This is a genomic window from Enterococcus sp. C102(2024) (assembly GCF_040888205.1).
In the GTDB taxonomy this organism is placed as follows: domain Bacteria; phylum Bacillota; class Bacilli; order Lactobacillales; family Enterococcaceae; genus Enterococcus; species Enterococcus faecalis.
Genome location: NZ_JBFOHH010000001.1, coordinates 855,744 through 871,364, shown reverse-complemented (window position 1 = coordinate 871,364; position 15,621 = coordinate 855,744). Strand labels below are relative to the sequence as shown.

Sequence of the window (15,621 nt, the reverse complement as noted above, 5' to 3'; positions counted from 1 at the left end):
AAGTGAGGCAAAAAAGATGAAAGTAGTTATTCAAAGAGTTAGTCAAGCACAAGTTGCGATAGAAGAGCAGATAGTGGGACAAATCAAACAAGGCTTCATGGTGCTGGTAGGCATTCATCAAGAAGACACGCCAGAAGATGTGGCTTATGTTGTTGGCAAAATCAGTAAATTACGTGTTTTTGAAGATGACGAAGGAAAAATGAATCGCAGCATTCAAGAGATTGAAGGATCAATTCTGAGTATCTCTCAATTTACCCTCTGTGCAAAAACTAAAAAAGGCAATCGTCCCAGTTTTATTGAAGCGGCTCGTCCAGATGTGGCGATTCCTTTGTATGAATTATTTAATCAACAATTAGAAGCAGAAGGAATAGCGGTAGCCACAGGAGAATTTGGCGCGGATATGCAAGTGTCGTTGACCAATGATGGTCCAGTAACCATTGTGATTGATACACGAGAAAAATAATTGATTTTCCTGTCGGAACCCCTTGACTTTCTAAGAGAACTTTAGTAGTTTATAGATAATATTAAAAATCTACGAAGGAACGAGTAAGTTTCATCTGTCTGCGAAGAGAGAGTTGCCGTGGCTGAGAGCAACTTCAACAGTGAAAGTGAAAGACATTCTGGAGATGGACGGAAGAAAAGCCGTCCCGTTACGAGCGTTAATCGTTGAGGAAAGAGTAAAATCTTTCAAAACTAGGTGGTACCGTGTAAAAGAGACTTTTACGCCCTTGTATGTTCAACATACAAGGGCTTTTTTCATTTTTAGAAAAAAGAAAATGGCGCACACATTTTTGTGGAATGATAGAAGGAGAGAAAGACAATGAGTTATCAAAAACCAAAAGGAACAAACGATATTTTGCCAGGAACTTCTGAAAAATGGCAATTTGTGGAAGAAACAGCTCGTTTGATTTTTAAAGATTATCAGTACCAAGAAATCAGAACCCCGATTTTTGAACATTATGAAGTAATATCTCGCAGTGTTGGCGATACTACAGATATTGTTTCAAAAGAAATGTATGATTTTTATGATAAAGGAGACCGTCACGTGACGCTACGTCCTGAGGGGACAGCACCAATTGTTCGGGCCTTCGTTGAAAATAAATTATATGGTCCGGAATATACGAAACCATACAAAACCTATTACATGGGGCCGATGTTCCGCTATGAACGCCCACAAGCTGGTCGTTTGCGTCAATTCCATCAAATTGGTGTGGAAGCATTTGGTAGTGAAAACCCAGCATTGGATGTTGAAATTATGGCTATGGCTTTGGACTTCTTCAAACAATTAGGCATCCAACAAATCAAATTAGTCATTAATTCCTTAGGGGATAAAGAAACACGTGCTACGTACCGTCAAGCATTAATTGATTATTTAGAGCCCCATATGGCAGAATTAAGCGAGGATTCACAACGTCGCTTACACGAAAATCCATTGCGGGTGTTAGACAGCAAAGATAAAAAAGACAAGGTGATTGTCGCAGAAGCGCCCTCCATTTTAGATTATTTAAATGAACCATCTAAAGCACATTTTGAAGCAGTAACTGATATGTTAGATTTACTAGAAATTCCTTATGAAATTGATAGTAATATGGTTCGCGGCTTGGATTATTACACACACACAATTTTTGAAATTATGAGTGAAGCGCCTAAAATGGGGGCGCAATCAACTATTTGTGCAGGAGGCCGATACAATGGTTTAGTTGAAGAATTAGGCGGCCCAGACACACCAGGTTTTGGTTTTGGTATGGGCATTGAGCGAGTGTTGTTAACAATGGAAGCTGAAGAAGTTGTGATTCCAGCGTTATCTGAATTAGACGCATATGTGGTTGGGATTGGTTCAGACACCAACGTCGCAGCTTTGCAACTTGTTCAAAGCATTCGTAACTTTGGTTTCTCAGCTGATCGTGATTACATGAATCGCAAACCAAAAGCGCAATTTAAAACGGCCGATAAATTACAAGCAAAATTAGTTTTAACAATCGGTGAAAATGAATTGAATGAAGGCATTGTCAACGTAAAATCAATGGCAACACGCGAAGAAAAAGCCTTCCCGTTAAATGCTATTCATGATTCATTTGATGAAGTGTATGATGAAATGATGACAAAAATGATTGAAGAATAAAAAGGAGAGATTGAGAAATGGCAAAACGCACAACCTATTGCGGCAATGTATCTGCCGAATTTATTGAAAAAGAAGTTGTATTAAAAGGATGGGTTCAAAAACGTCGTGACTTAGGAGGCGTTATCTTTATTGATTTACGTGACCGTGAAGGAATCGTCCAAGTGGTCTTTAATCCAGAAAAATCAAAAGAAGCATGGGAAATTGCTGATAAATGTCGTAGTGAATACGTCATCGAAGTTAAAGGTCAAGTCGTTTATCGTGATAAAGAAGCGATTAATCCCAAAATGAAAACTGGCGAGTTTGAAGTGATGGCGACTGATATTACGATTTTAAATACTGCGAAAACAACGCCATTTACCATTGAAGATGACAATAACGTTAATGACGAATTGCGCATGAAATATCGTTATTTAGATTTGCGTCGTCCATCAATGACAAACAACATTAAATTACGTCACCAAGTAACGAAAACAATCCGTCACTATTTAGATAATCATGACTTTTTAGACATTGAAACTCCTTATTTAGGCAAATCAACACCAGAAGGCGCTCGCGATTATTTGGTTCCTTCTCGTGTCCATGCCGGTCATTTTTATGCTTTACCACAATCACCACAACTCTTTAAACAATTATTAATGGGGGCAGGCTTCGATCGCTATTACCAAATCGTTCGTTGTTTCCGTGATGAAGATTTACGAGGCGACCGTCAACCAGAATTTACACAAATCGATATCGAAACGACCTTTTTAACACCAGAAGAAATTCAAACATATACAGAAAATATGTTGGCTGAAGTGATGAAAGAGACAAAAGGAATTGAGATTTCTGTTCCGTTTCCACGAATGAGCTATGACGAAGCAATGGCACGCTATGGTAGCGATAAACCCGACACTCGTTTTGCTATGGAATTAATTGATGTTGCAGATGTAGTGAAAGACGTAGACTTCAAAGTTTTCCAAGCAGCGTTGGAAAATGGCGGACATGTGAAGGCTTTGAATGCAAAAGGCGCCGCAGATAAGTATTCTCGTAAAGATATGGATAACTTAGGTAAGTATGTGAGTCAATTTGGCGCAAAAGGCTTAGCTTGGTTAAAAGTTGAAGAAGATGGCTTAAAAGGACCGATTGCTAAATTCTTAACAGAAGTTAGTGATGAATTAATTGCTGCTACCAATGCAGAAGTCGGTGATATTTTAATGTTTGGTGCCGATAAACCTGAAATCGTAGCCGCTGCTTTAGGTGCGGTACGTACACGTTTAGGTAAAGAATTAGGTTTAATTGATGAATCGAAATTCAATTTCTTGTGGATTGTGGATTGGCCGTTGTTTGAATATGATGAAGAAGCTGGTCGCTATGTTTCTGCTCATCATCCATTTACACAACCAAAAGCAGAGGATGTGGACCGCTTAGCAACAGACCCAGCCTCTGTGTATGCTGAAGCTTACGATGTTGTCTTAAACGGCTACGAATTAGGCGGTGGCTCATTACGGATCCATACACGAGAATTACAAGAAAAAATGTTTGAAACGTTAGGTTTTACAAAAGAAGAAGCACAAGACCAATTTGGTTTCTTGCTAGACGCATTAGATTATGGCTTCCCGCCACATGGAGGGATTGCTTTAGGGCTAGACCGCTTAGCAATGCTATTGGCTGGGGAAGAAAATATTCGTGAAGTGATTGCCTTCCCTAAAAACGGGAAAGCAATTGACCCAATGAACAACGCACCAAGTTTAGTTTCTCCATTACAATTGTTTGAATTAAACATTGATGTAACAGCCATTGACGAATAAGTATTAAATCCAAAGAAAGAGTGACTTCATTGACGGATGAGGTCACTCTTTCTTTGGGAAGGAAAAAGATAACGAAAGACTTAAAAAGTGGCTGAGCTAAAAATCTGCCAATTGGCTGTTTTTTCTTTTTAGAAAACTTTGTATGATAACTGAGTGTATAAAGGAGCGAAACAAATGACAAAAATAATTTTAACAATTGGCGGTTCCGATCCTTTTTCAGGTGGCGGGATTCAAACAGATTTAAAAACGTTTGAAAATCATCAAGTCTTTGGCTTATCAACTTTAACTTGCCTTGCTACAGCCCCCAAGAATCATTTTCAGATTCATGACCTGGAGACTTCTTTGGTGAAAGAGCAACTCGCTTCCATACCTGCCGGGAGTTTAGACGGCATCAAGATTGGCTTGATTCACAGTGAAGAAAGTATGCTACAAATTGCAACCTTTTTGAAAAAGTACGCAGGTCTGCCGGTGGTGTTGGATCCTGTCTTGGCTTTTAAAGAAACGACTTCAGTTTATGAAAAAAGATACATGCAGTTATTGATTGAAAAACTTTTTCCATTCGCAACGATTATAACGCCTAATTTGAAAGAAGCAGAATTACTCATTGGAAGAAAATTAACAACCGTCGAAGAAGTCCAACAAGCGGCGGAAGAGTTAAACTCTTTAGGAGCGGCAACGGTGGTGATTAAAGGCGGTAATCGTTGGCTTGGTCAAGAAGCACGTGACTTTTTTTATGATGGACAACAACATATTCAATTGGCCAAAGAAAAAGTAATGGCCCACACCATTGATGGCGCTGGTTGTTCCTTTGCCTCTGCAATTGGTGCGAATTTAGTTAAAGGATATCCGTTAATTGAAGCAGTTGATTTAGCAAAAACATACGTTCATGAAGCCATTGTTTCTGGGGTCCAGCTAAATGCAGCTTTTGGAAGTGTGTGGCATGAAGGATTACTAGCAGGAGGTGTGGCGGATAATGACAAGAAAAATTAGTCTATATGCAGTAATTACCGCTTTAACAGTGGCTGTGTCAATGGTCTTTATTATCCCCGTCCCAGCAACAAATGGCTTTGTTACATTGGCGGATGCAGGGATTTACATTGCTAGTTTACTTTTTGGTCCGATCGGTGGCTTGACAGTGGGAGCTTTAAGCGGTGGTTTAATTGATTTATTGTCAGGCTATCCACAATGGTTCGTTTTTTCGTTATTGATTCATGGCGGACAAGGTTGGTTAGCAGGGCACTTCTTTAATAAAAATAAAAAGATGCAAACGCTAGGATTACTTTTAGCCAGTCTCCTCATGATTAGCGGGTATGCTTTAGCGACTAGCTGGCTTTACGGCGTGGGTGCGGGGATTGCCTCATTACCAGGGAATATCATTCAATCCTTATTTGGGGTGATTGTAGCATTGCCTCTTAGTCAAACATTAAAACGTGTGTTACCAAAAAATGGTCGTTTAGAAGAAAGAAGGATGAACAAATGACTATCGATGAAAAAATGTTAAAAGAACAGTTAGTGACAATTACAGAAGAAGTCATTACAGCAGGAAATTTACAAAAAGGGGACCTATTTGTTTTAGGTTGTACCACCAGCGAGGTAGTAGGTGGCGTCATTGGTAAAAATTCCAGTGCCGAAGTAGGACAATGGATTGTCTCAACCTTAATTGAACAATTAGATAAAAAAGGCATCTCTTTGGCTGTCCAAGGATGCGAACATATTAATCGTGCTTTAGCGATGGAACGTCGTGTGGCTGAAGAAAAAGGCTTTGAAATTGTCTCGGTAGTACCACAATTACATGCTGGCGGTTCTTGTTCAGTGGCTGCCTTTGAAAAATTTGATGAACCTGTGGAAGTTGAACATATTGTTGCTCAAGCAGGGATTGACATTGGCGATACATCTATCGGTATGCATGTAAAACATGTGCAAGTTCCTCTTCGCTTGAGCATTCGAACGTTAGGTGCGGCTCATGTTACAGCATTATATTCTCGTCCTAAATATATTGGTGGACCAAGAGCCCATTATGAAACAACCCAAGAACGAAATCGTTAAGATTTCGTTCTTTTTTCATTTCTATAAACATTTGATGAATCTTCCGTAATTATTATAGGAATCTCTTTTTTTCTATTGGCAAACCACGTATAATATGAAAAGAAATGTAATTTATTGAAAACCTGAAACGAGGCTATTATTTATGAAAAAAATTTATGACGGACTGCCAGTTCATGACTATACAACAAAATTTTCTGTGTCGATTGTCTATGCTATTCTTGCATCAATTGCCATGAACTTTTTCTATCAACCAGGAAATATTTATTCCAGTGGCTTAACAGGCTTGGCCCAAATTTTAACAACCCTCTCAACAAAAATTGTCGGTTTTAATGTGCCTGTCTCCATTACATTGTATCTGTTAAATGTGCCGTTATTCTTTATTGCGTGGAAGAAAATAGGTAAGAAGTTTACGATTTTTACTTTCATTACCGTGACTTTAACTTCATTATTTATGCATATTGTTCCGCAAACGGTGATGACTCAAGATCCAATTATCTGTGCTATTTTTGGTGGGGCGATTTCTGGATCAGGAATTGGTTTTGTCTTAAAAAACGGGGTTTCTTCTGGGGGCTTAGATATTCTAAGCATTACCATTCGGAAAAAAACGGGGCGTTCCGTTGGCTCGATTTCAATTTATTTTAACGCACTAATTGTCTTCGTTGCAGGTTATTTATTTGGCTGGCAGTACATGTTCTACAGTGCGTTATCAATTTTTGTAAGTGGGAAGGTCACAGATGCCGTTTATACTAAGCAAAAGAAAATGCAAGTTATGATTGTCACTAAAAACCCAGATCGAGTCGTGGATGAGATTCAAAAGAAAATGCGCCGCGGTATTACAATTATTCATGAAGCGGAAGGGGCATATCGCCACGACCGCCAAACTGTTTTGCTAACTATTGTGACACGCTTTGAGTTGCCAAGTTTAGAAGCAGCCATGAAAGAAAGCGATCCGAATGCCTTTGTCAGCATCTCAGATAATGTCAAAATTTTAGGACGTTTTTACGAAGAAGATTACAAATAAAAGGATATGAAGCAACGAGAGAATGGCTGTGTCTATTCTTTCGTTGCTTTTTTTGAAAAATAAGTAAAAAAATGCTTTGTGAGAGGACCTGAAATTTCCATTTAAACAAGAAGTTAATTGAAAGACGTTCGTGAATTCCTTTGCTTTTGGTTTAATTAGATCTAATTATTCGGAAATAAGTTGCTATTATTTCCCACAAACGAATGCTTTGTTTGGATTTAAAAGAAAACGATGAAAAAAGAATCATTTTTATTGAAAAGACCTAAAAAAACTGGTACACTAAGTGTGTAATTGATAAGTACTTTTAATACTGTTATGAATAAATAGTAGGAAAAACGAACATCAATTCTATTTTTTTAAAGTTCATAGGTCGTTTTCAGTCTTACTTGGACATATTTCGACCCACAAAAGGAGCGCATCATGTTAAAAGAATTTAAAATGATTGAAGCAGTTGCTCCAGATATGCTCGATGTATTACAAGAAAGATTCCAAATTCTTCGCAATATTTATTGGATGCAACCTATTGGACGTAGAAGTTTATCAGAAACGATGGGAATTACAGAGCGAGTCTTGCGTACAGAAACAGATGTTTTAAAGCAACTCAACCTGATTGAACCTTCAAAAAGCGGGATGACATTAACAGAACGCGGTTTGGAAGTCTACCAAGGCTTAGAATTAGTCATGAATCAATTGCTTGGTATGCACCAAATCGAAAAAGAAATGACACAGTACTTTGGCATTCAACGTTGTATCGTTGTTGCAGGAGATAGTGATATCCAAAAGAAAGTTCTTTCGGACTTTGGAGATGTCTTAACCAATACGCTGAATTTACTCTTACCAAATGGTGAGAATACAATTGCGGTTATGGGTGGGACAACAATGGCCATGGTGGCCGAAAATATGGGATCACTAGAAACTGAAAAACGTCATAATTTGTTTGTTCCAGCCAGAGGAGGGATTGGTGAAGCAGTTTCTGTCCAAGCCAATTCAATTAGTGCTGTAATGGCCAACAAAACGGGTGGTAACTACCGGGCGTTATATGTCCCAGAACAATTGAGTCGTGAAACGTATAATAGTTTATTACAAGAACCCTCGATTCAAGAAGTTCTTACGTTAATTAGTCATGCCAACTGTGTGGTGCACAGTATTGGTCGAGCGTTGCACATGGCGGCACGCCGAAAAATGTCTGATGACGAAATGGTTATGCTCAAACAAAAAAATGCCGTGGCAGAATCGTTTGGTTATTTCTTTGATGAAGAAGGAAAAGTGGTCTATAAAATTCCACGAATTGGCCTTCAATTAAAAAACTTACAAGAAATTCCCTATGTCGTCGCAATTGCGGGCGGCAAAACGAAAGCCAAAGCCATTCGCGCATATATGAAAAATGCACCAAAACAAACGTGGCTCATCACAGATGAAGCTGCCGCAAACGAGATTTTAAAAGGGGTAACCCTTTAAAATAAAAAATTTTTGATTTTCATAAGGAGGAAATCTTTAATGACAGTTAAAGTAGGTATTAATGGATTTGGACGTATCGGACGCTTAGCTTTCCGTCGTATCCAAGATGTAGAAGGAATCGAAGTAGTTGCAATCAACGACTTAACAGATGCTAAAATGTTAGCACACTTGTTAAAATATGACACAACTCAAGGCCGTTTCAACGGTACAGTTGAAGTTCACGAAGGTTCATTCAACGTTAACGGCAAAGAAATCAAAGTTTTAGCTAACCGTAACCCTGAAGAATTACCATGGGGCGAATTAGGCGTAGACATCGTTTTAGAATGTACTGGTTTCTTTACTTCTAAAGAAGCTGCTGAAAAACATTTAACTGCTGGTGCAAAACGTGTAGTTATTTCAGCTCCTGGTGGTAACGATGTACCAACAATCGTTTACAACACAAACCATGAAACATTAACTGGAGAAGAAACTGTAATTTCAGGCGCTTCTTGTACTACAAACTGCTTAGCTCCAATGGCTAAAGCTTTACATGACAACTTTGGTGTTGTTGAAGGTTTAATGACAACTATCCACGCTTACACAGGTGACCAAATGACATTAGACGGACCACATCCTAAAGGCGACTTCCGTCGTGCGCGCGCTGCTGCTGCAAACATCGTACCTAACTCAACTGGTGCTGCTAAAGCAATCGGCTTAGTAATCCCAGAATTGAACGGTAAATTAGATGGCGCTGCTCAACGTGTTCCTGTAGCAACTGGTTCATTAACTGAATTAGTTACTGTATTAGACAAAGAAGTTACTGTTGATGAAGTGAATGCAGTAATGGAAAAAGCTGCTAACGAATCTTATGGTTATAACACAGACGAAATCGTTTCTTCTGATATCGTAGGTATGACTTACGGTTCATTATTCGATGCAACTCAAACAAAAGTTATGACAGTTGGCGACAAACAATTAGTTAAAACTGTTGCTTGGTATGACAACGAAATGTCATACACTGCTCAATTAGTTCGTACTTTAGAATACTTCGCTAACTTATAAGATTCATTCTTATCATTAGTGAAATTTGAACAATTGTGAAATAATAAGCGGGGAAGCAACGCGCTTCTCCGCTTTCTTTTTTTAAAAAAGAAAAATCCTAAAATTGACAATACAGGAGGTCTACTCATGGCTAAAAAGACAATTAAAGATGTAGATTTAAAAGACAAAAAAGTCCTTGTCCGTGTTGACTTTAACGTTCCGTTAAAAGATGGCGTGATCACAAACGATAATCGTATCGTAGCGGCTTTACCAACAATCAAATACGTGATTGAAAATGGCGGAAAAGCAATTCTTTTCTCTCATTTAGGTCGTGTAAAAACAGAAGAAGACAAAGCTGGCAAATCATTAAAACCAGTGGCTGAACGTTTAAGCGAATTACTAGGTCAACCAGTTACTTTTGTTCCAGAAACACGTGGTAAAGAATTAGAAGACGCTGTTAACAATATGAAAGACGGCGACGTTTTAGTATTTGAAAACACTCGTTTTGAAGATGTTGACGGCAAAAAAGAAAGCGGCAATGACGCTGAATTGGGTAAATACTGGGCTTCTTTAGGCGATGTATTTGTCAATGATGCTTTTGGTACTGCACACCGTGCACATGCCTCAAACGTTGGAATTGCTTCAACTGGTATCCCAACAGTTGCTGGTTTCTTAATGGAAAAAGAAATTAAATTCATCGGCGAAGCTGTTGAAAATCCAAAACGTCCATTCGTAGCAATCTTGGGTGGCGCAAAAGTTTCTGACAAAATCGCTGTCATTGAAAACCTAATTGAAAAAGCCGATAAAATTTTAATCGGTGGCGGTATGGCTTACACATTCATGAAAGCACAAGGCTATAGTGTTGGTTTATCTTTACTTGAAGAAGATAAAGTGGACTTAGCGAAAAGCTTAATGGAAAAAGCTGGCGACAAATTAGTTTTACCGGTTGATACAGTTGTCTCTAAAGAGTTCAGCAATGACGCTCCTTTCCACACGGTTCCTTCAACTGAAATCCCAGATGATGAAGAAGGCTTGGATATCGGTGAAAAAACAATTGAATTATTCGCTAACGAATTACAAGGTGCGAAAACAGTTGTTTGGAATGGTCCAATGGGCGTATTTGAAATGAGTAACTTTGCCAAAGGAACAATTGGTGTTTGTGAAGCGATTGCTAATTTAGAAGATGCAACAACAATCATTGGTGGCGGGGACTCTGCTGCTGCAGCAATTCAATTAGGCTACGAAAACAAATTCTCTCACATCTCAACAGGTGGCGGAGCAAGTTTAGAATTATTAGAAGGCAAAACTTTACCAGGTTTAGCTTCTATTAACGATAAATAATCAGTTTAAAAGACAATATTTTTAAAAAAAGAAAAGGATGTGCTTTTCATGCGCAAACCAATTATCGCTGGTAACTGGAAAATGAACAAAACTTTAAGCGAAGCACAAAGCTTTGCAGAAGCAGTAAAAAATGCTGTTCCATCAAACGACGTTGTTGACGCTGTGATTGGATCTCCAGCATTATTCTTAGCTCCTTTAGCTTGGAACCTAAAAGATTCTGAAGTGAAATTAGCTGCACAAAACTGCTACTGGGAAAACGCTGGTGCCTTCACTGGTGAAAACTCACCCGCTGCAATTGCAGATTTAGGTGTGAACTATGTGATTATCGGACACTCTGAACGTCGCGAATATTTCCACGAAACAGATGAAGATATCAATAAAAAAGCCAAAGCAATCTTTGCAAATGGTATGACACCAATCTTCTGTTGTGGTGAAACTTTAGAAACGTATGAAGCTGGTAAAACAGCGGAATGGATCGAAGGTCAAATCACTAACGGCTTAGTTGGTTTATCAAACGAACAAGTTGCTTCAATGGTTATCGCTTACGAACCAATCTGGGCAATCGGAACTGGTAAATCTGCAGATGCTAATATTGCAGATGAAATCTGTGGTGTTGTTCGTTCAACAGTTGAAAAATTATACGGCAAAGAAGTTTCTGAAGCTGTTCGTATTCAATACGGTGGTTCTGTTAAACCAGAAAACATTGCTGAATATATGGCAAAAGAAAACGTTGACGGTGCTTTAGTCGGCGGCGCAAGCTTAGAAGCAGACTCATTCCTAGCTTTATTAGATGCTGTAAAATAAGAAATCACTAACGGTAACGTTTTCTCAATGACTTTTGTAAAAAAATGTTTGCATAGTTTGCGAGAATTAACTACAATCATACATGAGGGAATCCCCTTAGTATAAATACAAACTCAAAGGAGAGACAAAACATGTCAATTATTACTGATATTTACGCACGCGAAGTCTTAGACTCACGCGGTAACCCAACAATCGAAGTAGAAGTTTACACTGAAAGCGGAGCTTTCGGCCGTGGAATGGTTCCTTCAGGAGCTTCAACTGGTGAATACGAAGCAGTTGAATTACGTGATGGCGACAAAGCTCGTTACTTAGGTAAAGGTGTTACTAAAGCTGTAGATAACGTAAACAACATCATTGCTGAAGCAATCATCGGTTACGATGTACGCGATCAAATGGCTATCGATAAAGCAATGATCGATTTAGATGGAACTCCTAACAAAGGTAAATTAGGTGCTAACGCTATTCTTGGTGTGTCTATCGCCGTAGCTCGTGCTGCTGCTGACTACCTAGAAGTACCTTTATATCACTACTTAGGCGGATTCAATACAAAAGTATTACCAACTCCAATGATGAACATCATCAACGGTGGATCACATGCTGACAACAGTATTGACTTCCAAGAATTCATGATCATGCCTGTAGGTGCGCCTACATTCAAAGAAGCTTTACGTATGGGTGCAGAAGTATTCCACGCATTAGCTTCAATCTTAAAAGGTCGCGGCTTAGCTACTTCAGTAGGTGACGAAGGTGGTTTCGCTCCTAACTTAGGTTCAAACGAAGAAGGTTTCGAAGTAATCATCGAAGCTATCGAAAAAGCTGGCTATGTTCCTGGTAAAGACGTTGTTCTTGCTATGGATGCTGCTTCTTCAGAATTCTACGACAAAGAAAAAGGCGTTTACGTTTTAGCTGACTCAGGCGAAGGCGAAAAAACAACTGAAGAAATGATCGCATTCTACGAAGAATTAGTTTCTAAATACCCAATCATTTCAATCGAAGACGGCTTAGACGAAAACGACTGGGACGGATTCAAAAAATTAACTGAAGTATTAGGCGACAAAGTTCAATTAGTTGGTGACGATTTATTCGTAACAAACACAACTAAATTAGCTGAAGGTATCGAAAAAGGTATCGCTAACTCAATCCTAATCAAAGTTAACCAAATCGGTACTTTAACTGAAACATTTGAAGCAATCGAAATGGCTAAAGAAGCTGGCTACACTGCAGTTGTATCTCACCGTTCTGGTGAAACAGAAGATTCAACAATCTCTGATATCGCTGTTGCAACAAACGCTGGCCAAATCAAAACTGGTTCATTAAGCCGTACTGACCGTATTGCTAAATACAACCAATTATTACGTATTGAAGATCAATTAGGCGATGTAGCTGAATACAAAGGCTTAAAATCTTTCTACAACTTAAAAAACAAATAATTCATTTAATGAATAACGCTTAAAGGGACAATTGGTTAATGAACCAATTCTCCTTATACTCGGACGTAAAAACACGCCTTTCTGCAAAGAAAGGCGTGTTTTTTTATATTTATAAAAATATTGAAAAAAATAGATTAGAAATAACTTCAACCGTACATCGCTCTATAATCACTTGTTTAAAAATAACAAAACATTAACAAAACAACATTATATAAAAATTTAATAAAACAAAATAATTGTTATTTTATAATTTTAGTATTGACTGATTTCAGATAACGCTGTACGCTTAAAGAAATAGTATAGAATTTCACAAAAAAATGAAAACACAAATTTAACTTGGAGGATGTTGAGTAGTGAGCAACGGGAAAAAGATTTTTATTAGTCAAAGTTCAAAGGATCAAGAATATGTGGATGCGTTTATCCAATTGTTGAAAAAAATGGATAAATGTAAAGCTACTTGTGCATTTTATTTAGAATCCTGAAATAATTTTAAAGGAGGTCTTAAAAATGAAAGTAAATTTATATAAAATTTTAACTGAAAAAGAGGAAGAATTTTTTGAGCAAATTAATTTAGAATATAGAATGGAAAGTGATGAGGTTCGTCAATATAGACAAAAAAGTGTACATATTCAGTTATATATTGATCGAAATAACTTAGAGGGAACTCCAAAATGGCAATGGATAATTGATGAATTGACAGAAGGAATACATCTAAAAACTTATGGGGCACCCAAAGGAATTTTAACAGTTTCTTTGGATGATGAGTTGTATGCGTTTTCTTTTAGTCATGCGCATCATTGTGTTCATAAGTTTGCAGATAAAGAATTTGCCTTTCGTTTTGCGAGAAAGTTAGACTACAAAGAAATAAAGCGTACAGCTAAAGCAGCGCCGCATAGTTCTAAGGTAAAGATGATTGATGCTTTTAAAGATAATAAATACTTTGATTTTGATAGTGGTGAAGCTTATTTAAAAGTTAAAGCTACCCAAAAATTACCAAGAGATTTTGGAATATATAAAGAAAATATCGAAATTGGGGATGCTTTATCTGTTGAGTTGAAAAATGACTGTCTAACACACATGTTAGCGCTTGTATTTTATGCAAAAAGAATCATTATATCTGAGAAAGAAGAAATAAAAATTCCATTATTGAAGAAATTGGACAAGAATGATGATAATCTTATTAAGACATTAGACGGGAAATTAATAAAAAAAATAATTGATGGAGAAACACCTATTTATTTTTCAGATTTTGACATTATAGGAAACATAGAGAGCTTTAATGATTATAGTACGGAATATACAGTACATTATTTAAATAGAAAACCGGTTTTTTTAGATGGATTTGACATCAATGATTTACGCATGTTCATTGAAAAAAACAAATTAATAGGCGAAGATATTTTTAAAATCTTTATAGGTAAAGAAATTGAAGGCAAAAGAAAAAAATATGAGATAAAGAAAATCTTAGATTACACAGATGAAGAAGAGCGTTATACACTACTAAATGGTGAGTGGTATTCTTATAATAATGACTATCTAGATTATTTAAATGATTCACTTAGTGAAATTCCAGTAATCTATAATCCTGAGTATGATTTTTCTAAAAAAAGGCATGAAACTTTTTGTGCTAAGAAATATGAAGAAGAAAAAAATAGATCTGATTTTACTGGCAAAACAAAGAAAGAGATTAAAGAGTCAATAAAAAGAAAATACTATAAAGAAAGAGTTTATAATCTCTTGCTAGCAGAAGAAAATGAACATTTGGAGAATCATGATCGTCAGTTGACCAAACTATCTAATAATGAAGACATTGAGATTGCAGATATATACTGTAAAGAAACGCAAACATTATTTGCAGTTAAAATCGGTGATGCATCATCCAAGCTAAGTTATGTAGTTACTCAATCACTTGCTTCTTTAGACATTATTCGCTCAGGATTAGTAAAAGATATACCGTCTGTAGAAAAAATAGGTTTGTGGCTTGTATTAGACAAGAAGACTAAGTTGATTGAGCGAGAAAAAGGAATACCAGACTTAACATATTTGAAAATGTTTTTATTCAAAAATTATTTAGACAATTGGAAAAAACATGTATTATATTCTTCTAAAAAGCCAGTTATCTATATAAACTATATGATAGAGTAGAGCAACTTAAAATTTGAGAAAAAGCTTCTCAGCGGTTGCCGCCGCTGAAGAAAACTAGTTCATTGCACAGGCTGATCGTTTCAGTAAAAATTTTAAAGATGCTAGTAATTTCACTGAAAATCGGGTACACTAAAATTAGCTAGTGTAACTAGCAAAAAAGGCAACTGGAATAGATAGGTTGTGCTGTCTATGAAGGGCTTTGTTTGTCAGGTGGTGCTGACATGCAAAGTGCCTTTTTTCTTTTTCTCAACATTTTAAGGACAAAAAACGATTGCAACATGTCACAATCGCTAACCTCGGAGAAAAAGGAATTTTTCTCCAATGGCCATTTCGATAACCTGTTGTGTGCTTCGAAACATTCAGAACGGTGGTGCGTTCTTTCAGTGCCTAATTATCCAATTCGTTTCTTGTTCCTCTATTTACAGTATACTGAATGAAAGCCTATTC

Annotated in this window: 15 protein-coding genes and 1 pseudogene; all 16 read left to right on the top strand. The window is 37.3% G+C overall.

Annotated elements, in window-relative coordinates; all coding sequences use genetic code 11:
* The first annotated feature begins 16 nt into the window (after positions 1–16).
* The 16 genes and pseudogenes from dtd to AB3I34_RS04165 all read left to right on the top strand — a co-directional run bounded on the left by dtd (position 17) and on the right by AB3I34_RS04165 (position 15,611).
* Positions 17–463 carry a D-aminoacyl-tRNA deacylase gene (gene dtd / locus AB3I34_RS04240; protein ID WP_010712597.1) on the top strand — a complete coding sequence of 149 codons (447 nt, stop codon included), beginning with the start codon at positions 17–19 and terminating at the stop codon, positions 461–463.
* A gap of 139 nt (positions 464–602) precedes the next feature.
* Complete coding sequence (locus AB3I34_RS04235) at positions 603–824, top strand: hypothetical protein (protein WP_002383130.1); 222 nt, start codon at positions 603–605, stop codon at positions 822–824.
* Positions 821–2,122, top strand: coding sequence for a histidine--tRNA ligase (gene hisS, locus AB3I34_RS04230; protein ID WP_010712596.1), 1,302 nt, complete (start codon positions 821–823; stop codon positions 2,120–2,122). Before AB3I34_RS04235 ends, hisS begins: the two co-directional genes overlap by 4 nt.
* Before the next feature lie 17 nt (positions 2,123–2,139).
* Entirely contained in the window at positions 2,140–3,909 is a 1,770-nt protein-coding gene (gene aspS / locus AB3I34_RS04225; protein ID WP_002377079.1) for an aspartate--tRNA ligase, read from the top strand.
* Between the two features lie 153 nt (positions 3,910–4,062).
* Positions 4,063–4,899, top strand: coding sequence for a bifunctional hydroxymethylpyrimidine kinase/phosphomethylpyrimidine kinase (locus AB3I34_RS04220; RefSeq protein WP_025187264.1), 837 nt, complete (start codon positions 4,063–4,065; stop codon positions 4,897–4,899).
* Positions 4,883–5,389 (top strand): ECF transporter S component, encoded by a 507-nt coding sequence (locus tag AB3I34_RS04215; RefSeq protein WP_002357086.1) that lies wholly within the window; start codon positions 4,883–4,885, stop codon positions 5,387–5,389. Before AB3I34_RS04220 ends, AB3I34_RS04215 begins: the two co-directional genes overlap by 17 nt.
* Positions 5,386–5,955, top strand: coding sequence for a TIGR01440 family protein (locus tag AB3I34_RS04210; RefSeq protein WP_002365825.1), 570 nt, complete (start codon positions 5,386–5,388; stop codon positions 5,953–5,955). Before AB3I34_RS04215 ends, AB3I34_RS04210 begins: the two co-directional genes overlap by 4 nt.
* A 142-nt stretch (positions 5,956–6,097) precedes the next feature.
* Positions 6,098–6,976: a YitT family protein gene (locus AB3I34_RS04205; protein WP_002357090.1), complete on the top strand. Its 879-nt coding sequence runs from the start codon at positions 6,098–6,100 to the stop codon at positions 6,974–6,976.
* 420 nt (positions 6,977–7,396) lie between these two features.
* Positions 7,397–8,434 carry a sugar-binding transcriptional regulator gene (locus tag AB3I34_RS04200; protein WP_002357092.1) on the top strand — a complete coding sequence of 346 codons (1,038 nt, stop codon included), beginning with the start codon at positions 7,397–7,399 and terminating at the stop codon, positions 8,432–8,434.
* Between the two features lie 39 nt (positions 8,435–8,473).
* Entirely contained in the window at positions 8,474–9,475 is a 1,002-nt protein-coding gene (gene gap / locus AB3I34_RS04195; protein ID WP_002357093.1) for a type I glyceraldehyde-3-phosphate dehydrogenase, read from the top strand.
* Positions 9,476–9,601: 126 nt separating this feature from the next.
* Positions 9,602–10,795: a phosphoglycerate kinase gene (pgk, locus tag AB3I34_RS04190; RefSeq protein ID WP_002357094.1), complete on the top strand. Its 1,194-nt coding sequence runs from the start codon at positions 9,602–9,604 to the stop codon at positions 10,793–10,795.
* A 48-nt stretch (positions 10,796–10,843) separates the two neighbouring features.
* Positions 10,844–11,599, top strand: a complete 756-nt coding sequence (tpiA, locus tag AB3I34_RS04185; protein ID WP_002362045.1) for a triose-phosphate isomerase — start codon at positions 10,844–10,846, stop codon at positions 11,597–11,599.
* 131 nt (positions 11,600–11,730) lie between these two features.
* Positions 11,731–13,029 carry a phosphopyruvate hydratase gene (gene eno / locus AB3I34_RS04180; RefSeq protein ID WP_002357098.1) on the top strand — a complete coding sequence of 433 codons (1,299 nt, stop codon included), beginning with the start codon at positions 11,731–11,733 and terminating at the stop codon, positions 13,027–13,029.
* A 353-nt stretch (positions 13,030–13,382) separates the two neighbouring features.
* Positions 13,383–13,466, top strand: a pseudogene (locus AB3I34_RS04175) (toll/interleukin-1 receptor domain-containing protein); the annotation flags it as partial.
* Positions 13,467–13,536: 70 nt separating this feature from the next.
* Positions 13,537–15,174: a DUF6119 family protein gene (locus tag AB3I34_RS04170; RefSeq protein WP_010712594.1), complete on the top strand. Its 1,638-nt coding sequence runs from the start codon at positions 13,537–13,539 to the stop codon at positions 15,172–15,174.
* A 221-nt stretch (positions 15,175–15,395) separates the two neighbouring features.
* Complete coding sequence (locus AB3I34_RS04165) at positions 15,396–15,611, top strand: hypothetical protein (protein WP_033591756.1); 216 nt, start codon at positions 15,396–15,398, stop codon at positions 15,609–15,611.
* Positions 15,612–15,621 lie beyond the last annotated feature (10 nt).

Bases quoted from the DNA above. Each gene is read 5' to 3' on its own strand.
- aspS (WP_002377079.1), top strand. From the start codon at position 2,140: ATGGCAAAACGCACAACCTATTGCGGCAATGTATCTGCCGAATTTATT.
- dtd (WP_010712597.1), top strand. From the start codon at position 17: ATGAAAGTAGTTATTCAAAGAGTTAGTCAAGCACAAGTTGCGATAGAA.
- hisS (WP_010712596.1), top strand. From the start codon at position 821: ATGAGTTATCAAAAACCAAAAGGAACAAACGATATTTTGCCAGGAACT.
- pgk (WP_002357094.1), top strand. From the start codon at position 9,602: ATGGCTAAAAAGACAATTAAAGATGTAGATTTAAAAGACAAAAAAGTC.
- AB3I34_RS04210 (WP_002365825.1), top strand. From the start codon at position 5,386: ATGACTATCGATGAAAAAATGTTAAAAGAACAGTTAGTGACAATTACA.
- tpiA (WP_002362045.1), top strand. From the start codon at position 10,844: ATGCGCAAACCAATTATCGCTGGTAACTGGAAAATGAACAAAACTTTA.
- eno (WP_002357098.1), top strand. From the start codon at position 11,731: ATGTCAATTATTACTGATATTTACGCACGCGAAGTCTTAGACTCACGC.
- AB3I34_RS04165 (WP_033591756.1), top strand. From the start codon at position 15,396: ATGCAAAGTGCCTTTTTTCTTTTTCTCAACATTTTAAGGACAAAAAAC.
- gap (WP_002357093.1), top strand. From the start codon at position 8,474: ATGACAGTTAAAGTAGGTATTAATGGATTTGGACGTATCGGACGCTTA.
- AB3I34_RS04200 (WP_002357092.1), top strand. From the start codon at position 7,397: ATGTTAAAAGAATTTAAAATGATTGAAGCAGTTGCTCCAGATATGCTC.
- AB3I34_RS04170 (WP_010712594.1), top strand. From the start codon at position 13,537: ATGAAAGTAAATTTATATAAAATTTTAACTGAAAAAGAGGAAGAATTT.
- AB3I34_RS04205 (WP_002357090.1), top strand. From the start codon at position 6,098: ATGAAAAAAATTTATGACGGACTGCCAGTTCATGACTATACAACAAAA.
- AB3I34_RS04215 (WP_002357086.1), top strand. From the start codon at position 4,883: ATGACAAGAAAAATTAGTCTATATGCAGTAATTACCGCTTTAACAGTG.